This window comes from Methylobacterium sp. V23 (assembly GCF_002917135.1).
In the GTDB taxonomy this organism is placed as follows: domain Bacteria; phylum Pseudomonadota; class Alphaproteobacteria; order Rhizobiales; family Beijerinckiaceae; genus Methylobacterium.
This window is the reverse complement of sequence record NZ_PDHT01000001.1, coordinates 449,342-464,339: the sequence shown is the minus strand read 5'-3', so window position 1 is coordinate 464,339 and position 14,998 is coordinate 449,342. Positions and strand designations below refer to the sequence as shown.

Here is a 14,998-nt window from a genome sequence, read left to right as displayed (position 1 = left end):
GGCCCGGATCACCCGGAGCACCGGGCGAACTTCTCCGGCCGGCCGCGTTCGCTCAGGTCTGCTGCGTACGACGGGGCCGAACGGTCCAGCGCTCGAACTCGGCCGCGATGTCGTCCTCGCCGCGCGCGGCCCCCTTCGGCTGCGGCTGCGGGTTGCCGAGCGCCTGCGACAGGCTCTCGATCACGTCATCGATGCGGGAGTCGATGGCGGGTGTGCTCTCGGCGGCAGGCTCGCGCGCGGCGTCCGGCTGAGCGTGCGCCTCCCCCACTTCGGGGCCGGCGGCCGCCTGCGCCTCGACCGGAGCAGGCTCCTCGGCCGGAGGAGCGGGCACGGGTACGGCCTCGGCGGCGGCCGGTGCCGCCGCTGCGCTGCCGCCCGCGACCCGGCGCAACGCCTTCATCATCCCGTCGCCGTCGCCGCCATTGGTCTTCGGAGCGCCGTAGCGACCGAAGCCGAAGCGCGGCTCGATCAGGTCGAGAACCGCGTCGAGGGCGCCGTTGGACAGGCCGATCTCACCGGGATGCGGGACACCCTGCAGGGCCACCGCGTGCCGGTCGTAGCTCGGATCGCCGGTGACCTCGGGACCGAACCAGGCCGGCACCGGGAAACCCTGGGCCTCGTCGCCGCCGTCGAAGGTCACGCTGACGAGGTCGAACTCGCCCGGCGCCACGTAGCGGTCGATCAGCGCCTCGCGGCCGCCACCGAGGGCGAGCGCCGTGCGGTCGTAGGCGGCCTTGCCCGAGCAGACATCCATCAGGGCATCGCCGTGCGCCCGCGGCACGTCGGTGCGCTCTTCGCTGGAGGTCCCGTCCGGGGCCGCGGTCACCAGGACGAGGTGGCAGGCCTGCCCGTCGACCCGGACGTAGGAGACACGGCCGGCCTGGGGGGCGAAGTAGCCCTCGGTGATCCGGGAGCCCCCGCGTTCCTTGCGGATGAGGCGGACCAGGGAGGGGGCCACGAGAAACCGGCGTACGAGGCTCATCGACATTCTCCGCGAGGTCGGTCGACCCGGCGGTAGAGGTCCGGGCGGACGCTGACGTCAGGGCCGCCGACCTCCCGTGACGCGAGGTGGACAGACCGGCTTTCAGGTGGCTCCCCGCGCCGAGCCCGTCGGCCCTCCACGTGGAACGATGACATAGGATATGATCTGTGTTCACGCCCCGCGTAGCCGGGACAGATCGGTAAATAATTCTCGTTCCGGACTAAGCAAAACGACGGCGAAATCAAGACCATCCCCACCGTCGCTCCCCGTCATCCGCCGATCCGTCCCCATCGAAACCCACCCAGCTCCCCGGGCCCGACGCCTCTCAGGCCTCCGGCTCGAAGCGCAGGGAGAGGCCGTTCATGCAGTAGCGCAGTCCGGTGGGCGGCGGCCCGTCATCGAAGACGTGGCCGAGATGGCCCTTGCAGTGGGCACAATGCACCTCGGTGCGGGTCATCCAGTGGCTGCGGTCGACCGTCGTCTCCACGGCGTCGTCAAGGGGGTCGAAGAAGCTCGGCCAGCCGGTCCCGCTCTCGAACTTGGTGCCGGTGACGAAGAGCGGCGCGTCGCATCCGGCGCAGTGGAACACGCCCGGGCGCTTCTCAGCGTTGAGGCAGCTGGTCCCGGCCCGCTCGGTGCCGTGCTCGCGCAGCACCCGATACTGGTCCGGGGTGAGGATCTCGCGCCATTCGGCGTCGCTGCGGGTCTGGACCGCGTCCGCGGCAGCCGAAGACGTCAGCGAAGAAGATGTGGGAGGCGAAGAAGATGTGGGAGGCGAAGACATCGGGCCGGTGCTCCTGAGACGTGGGGAAGATGTCTCCTAGATAGGCGCTCGGTGCCTCCGTGGGGAGGCCGGCCTCAGGCGACGGCGCCGAGGGTGTCGGCCATGCGCGCCCGGCGGGCCCCCATGGGCAGCTCGGGGCCGGTGGTGGTGTCGCGCGCGGTCTGGTGCTCCATCTCGGCGTTGATCTCGCCGCCGAGGAGGACGATCGTCGTGGAGATCCAGATCCACGTCATGAAACCGATGGCGGCGCCGAGGGAACCGTAGGTCTCGTTGTAGTTGCCGAAGCTGGAGACGTACCAGGAGAACAGGATCGAGGCGAGGAGCCACAGCAGGCCCGCGATCGCACCGCCGACGCCGACCCAGCGCCAGCGCGGCCGCTGGCGGCTCGGACCGTAGCGGTAGAGCAGGGACAGGCCGCCGAGGAGGACGACCAGGAGCGCGGGCCAGCGCAGCAGGGCCACGAGCCAGGCGGTGTCGCTCAGGCCGACGAACTTGAACACCACCGGCAGAACGACGATGCCCGTGAGGGCCAGGATGGTGAAGACCAGCGCCCCGATGGTGAAGGTGAGCGAGCGCAGGTTCAGCATTACAAAGGAGCGCTTCTCCTCCTCCTCGTAGACCACGTTCAGGGCGTCGAACATCGCCTTCATGGCGGCATTGGCGCTCCACAGGGAGAGCAGAAGGCTGGTGAAGAAGGTCAGGCCGAGGGTGCCGTTGCCCTTGGCGGCGATGCGCTTGACCTGGTCGCCGATGATCTCGATGGCCCCGGAGGGCAGCACACCCCGCATGCTCGCGAGGTGCTCGTTGATCGAGCCGACATCCGCCACGAGGCCGTAGCAGGAGACGAGCGCGGCGATGGCCGGGAACAGCGAGAGCAGCGAGTAGAAGGTCACGCCCGCCGCCACCGACAGGACCCGGTCCTGATTGAACTCGAGATACACCCGGTAGAGGATGTCCTTCCAGCCCGCGGCGGTGATCTCGGTGGGCGAGCCCGCGGCACGCCCGCGCGCGACCTGCGTCGCCGCGACGTATGCCGCCGCCGCCCCCTCGTGCGAGCGGGCGCCCGGCTCCGTCGAGGGAGGGGCGGGCGTGACTGCGGGACGCGGCCGGGTCGCACGCCCGGATGCAGCGGCGAGCGTAATCAGCGCGGTCCCGAGCAGAAGGGTCCACAGAACGGGATTCGCCGCCTCGCCATCGGGTGCGGGACTGCGGCGCAGGGGAGATGGCATGTCAGGACCGGAACGGGATGGACGGCGCTTCGGCGCCTCGTCGTCTCGGCGCCCCAGATCAACGTGACGCAGGCTTGACCGTTCCGGCTTCAACCGCTCGTCCCCGGGCTTCCGCATCGCGCCCGTTGTCGCAAGCTCATCGTCTCCTTGGCTGATCTCGGCACAGACGAAATGCCGGCGGACATGCCCGGGGGCGAGCTGTTCCCGCCTCCGACGGCGTCAGCGCATCACCTTGAACCTTCCAGGCACCTCGACCGGATGCAACCACGCCTCAGGCACCGCACAATCAATCGAAGCAAAGCTCGAAAGACGACAGTCTCACGACGACGACTTCATGTAGACAAAAATATATACTATAGGCGTAAATTTTGAAAGACATAAAGGGTGTTTTAAACAAACCATATCAGTCTCCCGCATCACGAAAGCTTTCACGAGCGAAAGTTTTTCAACTTGAGGAGCCAAGCACGTGCATTTCGTCAATCGGGTCAGCGTCCTGGCGAAGATCGCCCTCCCCCTGTTCGCCCTGGGCACCCTCGCCATCGGGCTCGTTCTCTACGCCCGCACGTCGATGAACCACATGGCGGAGCAGTCGAAGCAGGTGATCGAAATCCTCGGCATGCGGCGGGAATCGTACCTCAAGATTCAGCTGAACATCGCGGAAGCGGCCGTGTCGGTCCGGAACATCATCCAGGAAACCGAGGAAGCCCCGATGGCGCAATACAAGGCAGAGTATGTGTCGTCGCAATCAGCGGCGCTTGAAATCATCGATCGTCTGATTGCGGCGACCGAAACGCCGGAACGTCGCAAGATCGGTGAGACGCTGCGAAGCTTGGCGGAGGCCTATTTCGCGGCCGCGGCCCGAGCCATGGAGTATGGGCTCCGGAACGAGAATAGGATCGCGATGCAGACCGTCCAGCGCGAAGCGCAACCTGCCCGGTCCCATCTGAACACGTTCATGGATCAGCGCCTGCAGCGTGTCACCGAGGAGATGAACTCCGGAAAGCAGGCGCTCGATGCGGGCATCGCCACCGCGGTCGAACGGCTGGTCATCGCCACCGCCATCGGTCTGGTTCTCGCCGCCCTCCTGTGCGGCGCCATCGTGGTGTTCGGAATCACCCGGCCTCTGGGCCGCCTGGTCGCGATCCTGACGCGCATGGCCCAGGGTGAGATCGATGCCGATATTCCGGAGGCGCGTCGCGGCGATGAGATCGGCGCCGTGGGCAAGGCAGTGGAGGGCATCAAGGCGATGGTCGCCCGGAAGGGCGCGGAGGAAGCCGAGATCCGCCGCATCGCTGATCAGGCCGCGGTCGCCGCACGCCGCGCAACGATGATCGAACTTGCGGACAGCTTCGAGGGTGCCGTGGGCGGCATCATCGGCATGGTCTCCGCGTCCTCCACCGAACTGCAGGCGACGGCGGGGACCCTGACGACCACCGCCAGCGAGACCGCCTCGCAATCCATCACCGTGGCGGCGGCGGCCGAGGAGGCCTCCGTCAACGTGGGCACCGTGGCGGCAGCGGCCGAGGAACTCGGCAACTCGGTGCAGGAGATCGGCCGGCAGGTCTCGAACTCCTCCCAGATGGCGCAGTCCGCCGTGACCGAGGCGGACACCACCTCGGTCCTGGTCCAGGAACTCAGCGGCGCCGTATCGCGGATCGGCGACGTGGTGAGCCTGATCTCGACCATCGCGGGCCAGACCAATCTGCTCGCCCTCAACGCCACCATCGAGGCGGCCCGCGCCGGCGAGGCGGGACGTGGCTTCGCCGTGGTGGCGGCGGAAGTGAAGGAACTCGCCAACCAGACCGCCCGGGCCACCGAGGAGATCGGAAGCCAGATCGGCCATATCCAGGGGGCCACGGGCCAGGCGGTCTCGGCGATCGGCTCGATCACGACGCGTATCCGCGACATCAACGCGGTGGCGACGGCGATCGCGGCAGCGGTGGAGCAGCAGAGCGCCGCGACGCAGGAGATCGTCCGCAACGTGGCCCAGGCCTCGGTAGGGACCGCGGACGTTACGAGCACCATCTCGGGCGTCGCCCAAGCGGCCGAGGAGACCGGTGCCGCCGCAAGCCAGGTGCTGGGCGCCGCGGGCGAACTGTCCCGCCAGTCGGAGCATCTCAGTGCCGAGGTGCAGCGCTTCCTCGGCACCGTTCGCGCCGCTTAGCCTCCGGACGCCGCGCGGCCCGTCCGGACCGTGCGGCCCCATCCGGGCGCCGCGGGACCATCGGACACGATGTCCGGCGGGTCCGCCCTCTTGCCCCGGCGTTCAGGGGCGCCCGGCCCCGTAGAGGCCCGCATGGGTTTCCCGCAGCAGGTTCTTCTGGACCTTGCCCATGGTGTTGCGCGGCAACTCCTCGACGAAGAGGACGCGCTTGGGGCACTTGTAACGGGCGAGCCGGCCTTCGAGGGTCCGCAGGATCGCGGCTTCGTCCGGCACGTCGGCCCGGCCCACCACCACCGCCGTGACACCCTCGCCGAAATCGGCATGGGGCAGGCCGATCACCGCGGATTCGACCACGCCCGGCAAGGCATCGATCTCGTTCTCGATCTCTTTCGGGTAGACGTTGTAGCCCCCCGTGATGATCAGGTCCTTGCCGCGCCCGACGATGTGGACGTAGCCGTCCGGGTCGATCTTGCCGAGGTCGCCGGTGATGAAGAAGCCGTCGGCCTTGAACTCGGCCGCCGTCTTTTCCGGCATCCGCCAGTAGCCCTGGAAGACGTTCGGGCCCTTCACCTCGATCATGCCGACGGCATCGGCCGCCAAGGCCGCCCCGGTCTCCGGGTCGACCACCCGCACGGCCACGCCCGGCAGGGCCGGGCCGACGGTGCCCGCCACCCGCGCACCCGCGTAGGGGTTCGAGGTGTTCATGTTGGTCTCGGTCATGCCGTAGCGTTCGAGGATGGCGTGGCCCGTGCGGGCCTGCCAGTCGCGGTGCGTCTCGGCCAGCAGCGGCGCCGAGCCCGACACGAACAGGCGGATCCCGGCCGTGGCCGCCGGCGTCAGGCCGGCCTCCTTCAGCAGGCGGGTGTAGAAGGTCGGGACGCCCATCATGGCGCTGGCGCGCGGGAGCAGCGCCAGGACCTGGGCGGGATCGAACCGGCCGAGGAACAGCAGCGTGCCGCCGCTGGCCAGCACCGTGTTGGTGGCCACGAACAGGCCGTGGGTGTGGAACACCGGCAGCGCGTGCAGCAGCACGTCCTCCGCCGTGAAGCGCCAGGCCTGCACGAGGGTACGGGCGTTCGAGGCGAGGTTCTCGTGGCTCAGCATCGCGCCCTTCGAGCGCCCGGTGGTGCCCGAGGTGTAGAGGATGGCCGCGAGGTCGTCCGGGCCGCGCGCCACGTCGGTGAACGCCTCGGTCTCGGCGGCGACGGCCTCGGCCAGGGTGCCGTGGCCCCGCGCGTCGAGGGTGTGCACCACCGGCACGCCGGCCTCCCGCGCCACGGGCGCGAGGGCCTCGTGCTTGGCCGGATCGCACACGAACAGCGCCGGCTCGGCATCGCCCAGGAAGTAGGCGATCTCGGTGGGGGTGTAGGCGGTATTCAGGGGCAGGAACACCGCCCCGGCCCGAACCGCACCGAGATACAGGAACAGGAATTCCGGGCTCTTCTCGGCCTGAACCGCCACCCGGTCCCCGGGCTTCACCCCCGCGGCCGCCAGGGCCGCCGCGTAGGCGCCAGAGCGCACGATGAGGTCCGCGTAGGAGTAGCGGGCACCCTCGCCGGTCTCCAGGAACAGCTTGGCGGCGGGATCGGCCGGCAGGCTGTGGCGAACGAGGTCGAAGAGGTGATTGGTCATCGGCGTTTCGGACATGACGGGGCGAACATGGCAGGGACGGATACGCTGTCGATCGTCGATTTCCTACGATCGTCGGTTCGTTCCATCGCGGTGGCGGGAAATGCGACGTCGCTCAAGGGCGGCGTGGTCGGACGGCTCAGGCCTCGGCCAGGGCCACGGCCCGCATCGGCGGCAGGTTGGTCCGGAGTTCGCGGCTCACCGCACTGGAGGCGGCGACGGTGCCGAGATTGGCGTAGGTCTCGTGGTTCTTCTCGATGGCCGAGAGGTCGTAGAGGTAGTTGACCATCAACCCGCGGGATTGGGCGAGGCCCTTGGCCGAGACGTCGCCGAGGAAGTTCAGGCGCTCGAGCCGGGCACCGTTGCCGAGATGGAACCGGGCGACGGGATCGAGGGGCCGTCCCCGCTCGTTCTTGGCGCGCAGGAAGTAGGCGGCCGCCGCCGGAATCATCGCCTTGCGCACGGCCTCGCACTTGGCCTTGTCGGCCTGCCAATCCGGCTCGTCGATGATGCGCAGAGCCTCGACGTCCTCGCGGGTCAGCCCCTGCGGGGCATCGGAGCGGCGCTCGCGGTCGAGCCAGGCTGAGAAGCCCGGGACCGGCGAGAGGGTGACGAAGGTCTTCAGGCTCGGGATCTCCCGGGCGAGATCCTCGACCACTTGCTTGATCAGGAAGTTGCCGAAGGTGACGCCGGCGAGGCCCTTCTGGCAGTTCGAGATCGAGTAGAAGATCGCGGTGGTCGCGGCCTTCAGCGGCAGGGGCTCGCGCTCATGCGCCAGGATCGGCGCGATGGCGGGGGCGATGCTGGCGGTGAGCGCGACCTCGACGAAGATCAGCGGCTCGTCGACCAGGGCGGGATGGAAGAACGCGAAGCAGCGCCGATCCGTCGGCTCGATCCGCCGGCGCAGGTCGTCCCAGCCGGTGATCTCGTGCACCGCCTCGTAGCGGATGATCTTCTCGAGGATGTGGGCCGGGGTCGTCCAGTCGATGTGGCGCAGGACCAGGAAGCCGCGGTTGAACCACGAGGCGAACAGGTGCTCGAAATCGCTGTCGAGGCTGTCGGCGGCATCGATGAGATCGGGGTCGGCTTCCTCCTGACGGAGTTCGCGGCGCAGCCCGAACAGGTCCTCGCGCATCCGGACCAGGGCGCGGGTCCCGTCCTTGGCAAGGTTCAGGCGGCGGATGAGCTCTTGGCTCCGCGGCTCGGCCGCGTCGTGGAGGGCGCCCAGGGCCGCACGGGTCGGATCGGCCCGGTAGGCCGCGATCGCCTCGTCCACGGCAGCATGGTCGGCGGTGAACTCGGTGGCGACCAGGCGCAGGAAACTCGCGCGTTCGGGCCGCGCCAGGGTGGTGTAGCGCTCGAGGATCAGCCGGGCCAGGGCGACGCCGGAGGCCTCGCCCCGGCGGGAGATCAGGTCCTCGCAGAGCTTGACCAGTTCCTGCGCGTTGGCGCGGGCCGCGAGGTCGCCGCGCCCAATACCGATGAGATCCCGGCCCCGGTCGCTGATCGTCTGAAGCAGATCGCCGAAGAAAGAGATCGCCGCCATGGCACGCCGCCTGCCCCTTACTGGCGCCCGACCTGGGCGCACCGGTGGCCCCGCGCGTCGTGGGGTCCCGGCTAGGCCGCTACCTTAAGGCGGCTCCACGCGCAGGACCAGAGACCGTGGCCGTAAAGACGCGCAGGGCGCGGGTACGGCCTTAGTCTTCGCCGGAAGCGGGGGCGATCTCTGCCTGATCCGCCCGCTCGCGCCAGTCCACCACTCCGTGCTGGCGCGCGAAGCGCAGCTCGGCGGCCCGCAGGGCGCGCATCGGGTCACGGGCGCGGGCAATGTCTACCGAGCCGACCGTGAACGGCACTCCCAGGATCTGCTTGGCAAAGTTGACGCGGTACGTCGCCATTCGAAACTCCCCGGACGATGAGTGCTGCCTCGCCGGAACGCCGACTTGACCTCCGCGAACGCCGCGACTCACCGTTTCCGATTTCAATCAGAGCGCAAGTTGCGAGGAATTCCAAGTGCAGGCTGCACGGCGGCTCCCCGCAACACAGGTCGCCCATAACAATCGGTATATGGGAAGACTGAAATCCTGCGAGAACGCCCCGCGACGACGTGGCCAGACAGCTTGGCCGCGAAGGCTTGGCCAGACGGCTTGACCGGGACGGCTTGGCCGACACAGCTTGGCCGAGCGGGCGGCACCAGGACAAAGCCCTCGTGTGCGGGGGGAAACCCTCGTCTGCGGACGAGTCGGGCCCCGATCGGCCGGGGGAGCAGGACGGCGGCGCACGACCGGTCCCCCTCGCCGGACCGTTCCGGGTTGCCGAAGTCGATGCGCGGGCCTAACCGGACAGCGGCTGCCCCGCCCGGGGCCCTGGTCCCATCGCGGCTCCGGCTCCGCCGCTCCCCGAGATTCCACGCATGACCATCGAAGCCTGTTCGTCGCCCTGCCTGCACGCACGCGGAGTCGCCGGGGGCCGCCCGGCATGAGCGGCGGAGCAGAGAGCGAGACCGCCGGACGCCACGGGTTCACGCTGCGGGCCCGGATCGGACTGACCCTGATCGCGGGCGGGGCCGTCGCCAACATCTACTACAACCAGCCCCTGCTTGGGCTCCTCGTCGGGGAGTTCGGCGAGCGTGCCGCCCTCTGGGTCCCGACCGCCTCCCTCGTCGGCTACGGCCTCGGCATCCTCGGCCTGGTCCCGCTGGGGGACAGCCTGTCGCGCCGCAGCCTGATCATCGGCCAGACCCTCGGCCTCGCCGTGGCGCTCCTGGCCGCGGCGCTGAGCCCGAACCTCGCCTGCCTCGCGCTGTCCAGCCTCGTCATCGGCATCCTCGCCTCGGCGGCGCAGCAGGCGGTGCCCTTCGCCGCCGAGCTGGCGCCGGACGCCACCCGCGGCAGCGTGGTGGGCCAGGTCATGACCGGCCTCCTCACCGGCATCCTGCTGGCGCGCACGGCCAGCGGCCTCGTCGGCGCCCAGTACGGCTGGCGGGCGGTGTTCTTCGCCGCCGCGGTCGTGGCGCTGGGGATGGCCGGCATCGCCGCCGCCACGCTGCCGAAGATCCCCCAGACCCGCCCCCTGCGCTACCGCGCCCTGATGCTGTCGATCCTCCACCTGGTGCGCAGCCAGCCAGTGCTGCGCCGGTCGAGCCTGTCGCAGGGACTGCTGTTCGCCAGCTTCAACGCCTTCTGGGCGACCCTGGCCCTGCTGGTGGAGGCGCCGCCCTTCAACCTGACCGCGGCCGGTGCCGGGATGTTCGGCGTCATCGGCGTCGCGGGCGCCTTCGTGGCCCCGCTCTCGGGCCGCTTCACCGACCGGCGCGGCCCGCGCCCGATGGTGGTGGCCGGCGCCCTCTTCGTGGTCGCGGCCTTCGCGGTGCTGTGGGCGGGCGGCGCCGGGTCCCTGATCGCGGTGGGCCTCGGCGTCCTCCTGATCGACATCGGGCTGAACGCCGCCCTCATCGCCACCCAGACCCGGGTCTACGCCCTCGTTCCCACCGCGCGCGGGCGAATCAACACCGTGCTGTTCACGGTGATGTTCGTGTTCGGGGCGCTCGGGGCCTTCGCCGGCTCCCAGGCCTTCCTCATGGCCGGGTGGTCCGGCGTCTGCGCCGTCGGCATCCTCCTGGCGGGCGCGGGCTTCCTCGTGAACCTGCTGGAGCCGAGACGCGCCTGATTCCCCCTTACCGGAGGATCCGGGACAGCCGGCACCAGGCCGCCTTGTCCGGCGGCAGGCCGAAGCGCAGGCGCGCGGGGGCCTCGGCGAAGCGCCGGACATAGATCCCGGCCGCACCGAGGCGGTCGTAGAGGCCGGGCGCGTCGGGAAAGTCGGCGGTGCGGAACAGGCAGGTGCCGCCGATGGGCGTTCCGCCGGTCCGCAGGATCATCCGGTCGAGGCGCGCGGCATCCGCGGCCCGGGCGATGGCGGCCTCCCGCCGCCAGGACGCATCGGACAGGGCGGTGCGCCCGATGGCGAGGGCGGGGCCGGAGACCGCCCAGGGCCCGAGCGCCTCCGCGAGGGCGGCGACGAGACCCGGTTCGCCGAGGGCGAAGCCGAGCCGGATGCCGGCGAGACCGTAGGTCTTTCCGAAGGAGCGCAGGACCACGAGGCCCGGGCCGAGGGAGGCCCCCAAGGTCTCGAGCGGCTCCAGGTCGGCGAAGGCCTCGTCGACGACGAGCAGGCCGCCACGGCCCGCGAGGTCGCTGGCGAGCGCCCGCAGCGTTCCGGCCTCCCAGGTCCGTCCGTCCGGGTTATTGGGGTTCACGACCACGACCACGTCCGCGTCCCGGGCCGCCGCGAGTCCCGGCACGGTCGCGACGGCGTGGCCGGCTCGGGTCCAGGCGGCGGCGTGCTCGGCATAGGTCGGTCCCACCACGGCGACCCGGCCACGGGGCTGCAGGCGCGGCAGGGTCTCGATCAGGATCTGGGTTCCGGGCGCGGCGACGATGCGCTCGAGATCGGCCACTCCGTAAGCCTCGGCGGCGGCCGCGCGCAGGGCAGCGAGGTCGGCGGCCGAGGGCAGGCGCTGGAAGGCGCTGGCGTCGAGGGCCGGACACGGATAGGGCACCGGATTGATCCCCGTGGACAGATCGAGCCAGGGCTCGGGCGCTTGCGGGAAGAGGCGCCGGGCGGCATCGAGGTCGCCGCCATGGGCGATTCCCTCCCCGGTCCCCGGGCCGCGCGCCATCACCGAGACCGCATGTCCTGGACCGCCCTCACCCATCCGCCCGATACGCTCATCGTCCTGGTGCTCGCCCTCGCCGTCGAGGCGGCGGTCGGCTATCCGGACCGGCTCTACAGGGCGCTCGGCCATCCTGTCACCTGGATCGGCGCGCTGATCGCGGCCCTCGACCGCCATTGGAACCGGGGGGCGCCCATCCGTCGCCGACTCGCGGGCGTGGCCGGGCTCCTCGTGCTCCTGGGAGTCGTCGGCGGCCTCGCCCTGGTCCTCACCGCGCTGGCCGGGGCCGCCGGCCTCCTGCCCGCGCTCGTCGTCCTCGCCCTGCTGGCGGCAAGCCTGCCGGCCCAGCGCAGCCTCCACAGCCACGTCGCCCGCGTGGCGGCCGATCTGCGGCGCGACGGCCTCGCGGGTGGGCGTCTCGCGGTGTCGATGATCGTCGGGCGCGATCCCGAGACCCTGGACGAGGCCGGCATCTGCCGGGCCGCCATCGAGAGCCTCTCCGAGAACTTCTCCGACGGCATCGTGGCGCCGGCCTTCTGGATCGGGGTCGGCGGCCTGCCTGGCGGCGCGCTCTACAAGGCGATCAACACGGCCGACAGCATGATCGGCCACCGCACCCCGCGCCACGCGGCCTATGGCTGGGCCGCCGCCCGCCTCGACGATCTCGTGAACCTTCCGGCTTCGCGGCTGACGGCCCTGCTCCTCATCGCGGCCGCGGCCGTCCATGCCGGCGCGTCGCCCGGCCATGCCTGGCGGGCGGTGCGGCGGGATGCGGGCCGCCACCGCTCACCCAATGCCGGCTGGCCGGAAGCCGCCATGGCCGGCGCCCTCGGCCTTCGTCTCGCAGGCCCCCGCACCTACGGCGCCACCCGCGTCGAGGATGGCTGGATGGGCGACGGGCGCGCCGCGGCGACCCCGGCCGACGTGGAGCGGGCGCTTGCACTCTACCGCACGGCGTGCGGATTCCTGTTCGGGCTCGCCCTCCTCGCCCTCGTCCTCCTCAAGGTTGCCCTCGCATGATCCGGTCGAAGACGACGCGCCTCGGGCGATGCGGGGCCCTGGCGCTGGCCGCCCTCGCCGCTCCGACGCCCGGCCGCACCGGCGAGGCCATGCCGACGCCCTACACCGTGATCGGCGACTTCGACGGCGAGACGACGGACGATAGGGCCTACGACCTCAGCGGCATGGCCTGCCGCCCGGCGGACGCGGACGGCAGCCGCCTCTGCGTCGTGGTCAACGATGAGAACCGCGGCGCGCAGTTCGCCCGCCTCGGCGGGACCGCGCTGACGGCCGGCGCCATTGCCTACGACCTCGGCACGGCGCCCGCGCGGGACATCCGCGGCACGCGCCCCGCGCAGTCCCGGTGCAGCGGCGGAAACGGAAAGTTCGATCAGCTCGACGGCGAGGCCGTGGCCTATGCCGCGCCCTACTTCTACGTCACCGGCTCGCACGGCTGCACCCGGGGCAAGCGCAAGTACAAGCTGTCGTCGATGATCCTGACGCGCCTGCGGCCGAACGCCGACGGCACCGCCGCCACGGAGACGGTGAGCACATACCGGCTGTTCGACGCCCTGATGGCCGCTGCGCCCGTCCGCGACTACGTGCTGCGCGACCTGGAATTCGACTGGAACGCCGTGCCGCCGGAGGGCACGCCCCAGCCGAACGGCCTGAACGTCGAGGGGCTCGCCGTCGTGGGCGACCGGCTCTACGCGGGCCTGCGGGCACCGAGCCTCGACGGCAAGACCTTCCTCGTCTCCGTCCCGGTCGAGGCGCTGTTCGCGGACGGAAACGCCGCCCTGTCGGCCGAGGTCACCACGATCGCCCTGGAGGCCGGACCGGATGCCGGCATCCGCGACCTCACGATCCTGCCCGACGGACGGATGCTGGTGCTCACCGGCTCGTCCCGCAACGGCCTGCCCGTGCCCTCTCGACTGTCCCTCGCCGCGTTGCCCTCCGGCACCCTCACCCCCGTCGCCACCCTCGCGCCGGTCCGGGGCGAGAACGAGAAGGGCAAGGTCATCGACGGCAAGGCCGAGGCCGTCGTCCCGCTCGGGCCGGGCCAGGTGCTCGTCCTGTTCGACAGCCTCCGGAACGGGGCGCCGCACGCCTACGCGGTGCCGATCCCCGAGATCGACGCGCCGACGCCACCCTGAGGCCCGGGGCCGGCATCCGCCGCGACCCGGCGGGCGGCGTCACGGCGGAGCGCCGAGAGGACGACGAACATCAGGCTCGCACCGAGCCCGAGGCAGGCCGCCAGGAAGTACATCGGCGCGAGGTTGCTGCCGGTCTGGTCGCGGATGAACGGCACGGCGTTCTGCGCGATGAGGCCGCCGAGGTTGCCCACCGAATTGATGGCGGCGATGCCGGCGGCGGCGCTCGCGCCCTTGAGGAAGGTCGCCGGCAGGGACCAGAACACGGGCTGCGCCGAGAACACGCCGGCCGCGGCCACGCAGAGGCAGGCGAACTTCACCACCGATCCGGGCAGCAGGACGCTGAGCACCAGGGCCAGGGCCGCCACGAGGCCCGGCACCACCACGTGCCAGACCTGGTCGCCCGTGCGCGCCGCCCGCCGCGGCACCCACCACAGGGCCAACGCCGTGATCAGCCACGGGATGATGTTGATGAAGCCGTTGACGGTGTTCGAGACGTCGAAGCTGCGTACCACCGTCGGAAGCCAGTAGCTCAGGCCGTAGGCGGCCAGCGGGAAGGCGATGTAGACGGAGGCGAGCATCCAGACCCGACGGTCGAGGAGGGCCGCGAACGGATTGCCGTGCTCGACCTTCCCGCCGGATTCGCGCTCGGCCGCGAGGGTGCGGCTCAGCCAGTCGCGTCCGTCCCGGCTGAGCCAGGGCGCCTGTTCCGGCCCGTCGGGCAGGATGCGCAGGACGATGACGGCCAGGGCCAGGGCGGGGATTCCGGTGGCCACGAACACCCATTGCCAGCCCTTGAGGCCGAGGGTGCCGTCGAGGTCGAGGAGCGCGCCGCCGATGGCCGCGCCGACGGCGTTGGCCAGCGCGCTCGCGATCATGAACCAGCCGATCATCCGCGCCCGGTGCGATTGCGGAAACCACAGGGTCAGGGCGAACAGGACGCCGGGGAAGAAGCCCGCCTCCGCGACGCCCAGGAGGAAGCGGAGAACGTAGAACATCGTCGTGTTCTGGGTGAAGCCGAGCAGGAGGGTGATCAGTCCCCAGGTGAGCATGATCCGGGCGAACCAGCGCCGGGCGCCCACCCGCTCCAGGATGACGTTGCTGGGCACCTCGAACAGGAAGTAGCCGAGGAAGAACAGCGATGCCCCGAGCCCGTAGACGCTCTCGCTGAGGCCGAGATCGCCTACCATCTGCAGCTTGGCGTAGGAGATGTTCTGCCGGTCGATATAGGCGATCAGGTACATCAGCCCGAGGAGCGGCATCAGCCGCAGCGTCACGGTGCGGATCGTCGCCTCGGCGACCCGGGCGTCGACTTGGGGCGGGGACGGGGTCATCGGGAGCTTCCTCGCCGCGCCCGCTTCGACTCGGGCGTTCCGGCGCGGAGC

12 protein-coding genes are annotated in these 14,998 nt (G+C 70.8%); 4 read left to right on the top strand and 8 right to left on the bottom strand.

Going from position 1 to position 14,998, the window contains the following annotated elements; all coding sequences use genetic code 11:
* Window positions 1-52: 52 nt before the first annotated feature.
* The 3 genes from CRT23_RS02135 to CRT23_RS02125 all read right to left on the bottom strand — a co-directional run bounded on the left by CRT23_RS02135 (window position 53) and on the right by CRT23_RS02125 (window position 2,995).
* Window positions 53-982: a hypothetical protein gene (locus CRT23_RS02135; RefSeq protein ID WP_103708371.1), complete on the bottom strand. Its 930-nt coding sequence runs from the start codon at window positions 980-982 to the stop codon at window positions 53-55.
* A 325-nt stretch (window positions 983-1,307) separates the two neighbouring features.
* Complete coding sequence (gene msrB, locus CRT23_RS02130; RefSeq protein WP_082512808.1) at window positions 1,308-1,766, bottom strand: peptide-methionine (R)-S-oxide reductase MsrB; 459 nt, start codon at window positions 1,764-1,766, stop codon at window positions 1,308-1,310.
* A gap of 74 nt (window positions 1,767-1,840) precedes the next feature.
* Window positions 1,841-2,995 carry a YihY/virulence factor BrkB family protein gene (locus tag CRT23_RS02125; protein ID WP_103708370.1) on the bottom strand — a complete coding sequence of 385 codons (1,155 nt, stop codon included), beginning with the start codon at window positions 2,993-2,995 and terminating at the stop codon, window positions 1,841-1,843.
* Window positions 2,996-3,461: 466 nt separating this feature from the next.
* On the opposite strand from CRT23_RS02125, the gene CRT23_RS02120 reads away from it, so the two are divergent.
* Window positions 3,462-5,159, top strand: coding sequence for a methyl-accepting chemotaxis protein (locus tag CRT23_RS02120; protein WP_103708369.1), 1,698 nt, complete (start codon window positions 3,462-3,464; stop codon window positions 5,157-5,159).
* A 102-nt stretch (window positions 5,160-5,261) separates the two neighbouring features.
* Here CRT23_RS02120 and CRT23_RS02115 read toward each other — a convergent pair whose 3' ends face one another.
* From CRT23_RS02115 to CRT23_RS02105, 3 genes are all read right to left on the bottom strand, one after another.
* Window positions 5,262-6,791: a malonyl-CoA synthase gene (locus tag CRT23_RS02115; RefSeq protein ID WP_245435907.1), complete on the bottom strand. Its 1,530-nt coding sequence runs from the start codon at window positions 6,789-6,791 to the stop codon at window positions 5,262-5,264.
* A 136-nt stretch (window positions 6,792-6,927) separates the two neighbouring features.
* Window positions 6,928-8,334, bottom strand: a complete 1,407-nt coding sequence (locus tag CRT23_RS02110) for a malonyl-CoA decarboxylase (protein WP_055947515.1) — start codon at window positions 8,332-8,334, stop codon at window positions 6,928-6,930.
* 151 nt (window positions 8,335-8,485) lie between these two features.
* A complete protein-coding gene (locus CRT23_RS02105) occupies window positions 8,486-8,686 on the bottom strand; it encodes a hypothetical protein (protein WP_055947514.1) in 201 nt (66 codons plus the stop codon).
* A gap of 580 nt (window positions 8,687-9,266) precedes the next feature.
* On the opposite strand from CRT23_RS02105, the gene CRT23_RS02100 reads away from it, so the two are divergent.
* Window positions 9,267-10,457, top strand: coding sequence for an MFS transporter (locus tag CRT23_RS02100; protein ID WP_103708367.1), 1,191 nt, complete (start codon window positions 9,267-9,269; stop codon window positions 10,455-10,457).
* 7 nt (window positions 10,458-10,464) lie between these two features.
* On the opposite strand, the gene cobD is transcribed toward CRT23_RS02100, so the two are convergent.
* Complete coding sequence (gene cobD, locus CRT23_RS02095; RefSeq protein ID WP_103708366.1) at window positions 10,465-11,469, bottom strand: threonine-phosphate decarboxylase CobD; 1,005 nt, start codon at window positions 11,467-11,469, stop codon at window positions 10,465-10,467.
* A 12-nt stretch (window positions 11,470-11,481) separates the two neighbouring features.
* Here cobD and cbiB point away from each other — a divergent pair, with 12 nt between their 5' ends.
* A complete protein-coding gene (gene cbiB, locus CRT23_RS02090) occupies window positions 11,482-12,483 on the top strand; it encodes an adenosylcobinamide-phosphate synthase CbiB (RefSeq protein WP_103708561.1) in 1,002 nt (333 codons plus the stop codon).
* A complete protein-coding gene (locus CRT23_RS02085) occupies window positions 12,480-13,616 on the top strand; it encodes a DUF3616 domain-containing protein (protein ID WP_103708365.1) in 1,137 nt (378 codons plus the stop codon). Before cbiB ends, CRT23_RS02085 begins: the two co-directional genes overlap by 4 nt.
* On the opposite strand, the gene CRT23_RS02080 is transcribed toward CRT23_RS02085, so the two are convergent.
* Window positions 13,571-14,947 carry an MFS transporter gene (locus CRT23_RS02080; RefSeq protein WP_103708364.1) on the bottom strand — a complete coding sequence of 459 codons (1,377 nt, stop codon included), beginning with the start codon at window positions 14,945-14,947 and terminating at the stop codon, window positions 13,571-13,573. The genes CRT23_RS02085 and CRT23_RS02080 overlap by 46 nt on opposite strands.
* Window positions 14,948-14,998: the final 51 nt, after the last annotated feature.

What these genes read in the sequence shown, in the direction of transcription:
- CRT23_RS02105 (WP_055947514.1), bottom strand. Translation starts at nt 8,686, where the DNA reads ATGGCGACGTACCGCGTCAACTTTGCCAAGCAGATCCTGGGAGTGCCG.
- CRT23_RS02100 (WP_103708367.1), top strand. Translation starts at nt 9,267, where the DNA reads ATGAGCGGCGGAGCAGAGAGCGAGACCGCCGGACGCCACGGGTTCACG.
- CRT23_RS02110 (WP_055947515.1), bottom strand. Translation starts at nt 8,334, where the DNA reads ATGGCGGCGATCTCTTTCTTCGGCGATCTGCTTCAGACGATCAGCGAC.
- msrB (WP_082512808.1), bottom strand. Translation starts at nt 1,766, where the DNA reads ATGTCTTCGCCTCCCACATCTTCTTCGCCTCCCACATCTTCTTCGCTG.
- cobD (WP_103708366.1), bottom strand. Translation starts at nt 11,469, where the DNA reads ATGGCGCGCGGCCCGGGGACCGGGGAGGGAATCGCCCATGGCGGCGAC.
- CRT23_RS02080 (WP_103708364.1), bottom strand. Translation starts at nt 14,947, where the DNA reads ATGACCCCGTCCCCGCCCCAAGTCGACGCCCGGGTCGCCGAGGCGACG.
- CRT23_RS02085 (WP_103708365.1), top strand. Translation starts at nt 12,480, where the DNA reads ATGATCCGGTCGAAGACGACGCGCCTCGGGCGATGCGGGGCCCTGGCG.
- CRT23_RS02115 (WP_245435907.1), bottom strand. Translation starts at nt 6,791, where the DNA reads ATGACCAATCACCTCTTCGACCTCGTTCGCCACAGCCTGCCGGCCGAT.
- cbiB (WP_103708561.1), top strand. Translation starts at nt 11,482, where the DNA reads ATGTCCTGGACCGCCCTCACCCATCCGCCCGATACGCTCATCGTCCTG.
- CRT23_RS02125 (WP_103708370.1), bottom strand. Translation starts at nt 2,995, where the DNA reads ATGCCATCTCCCCTGCGCCGCAGTCCCGCACCCGATGGCGAGGCGGCG.
- CRT23_RS02135 (WP_103708371.1), bottom strand. Translation starts at nt 982, where the DNA reads ATGAGCCTCGTACGCCGGTTTCTCGTGGCCCCCTCCCTGGTCCGCCTC.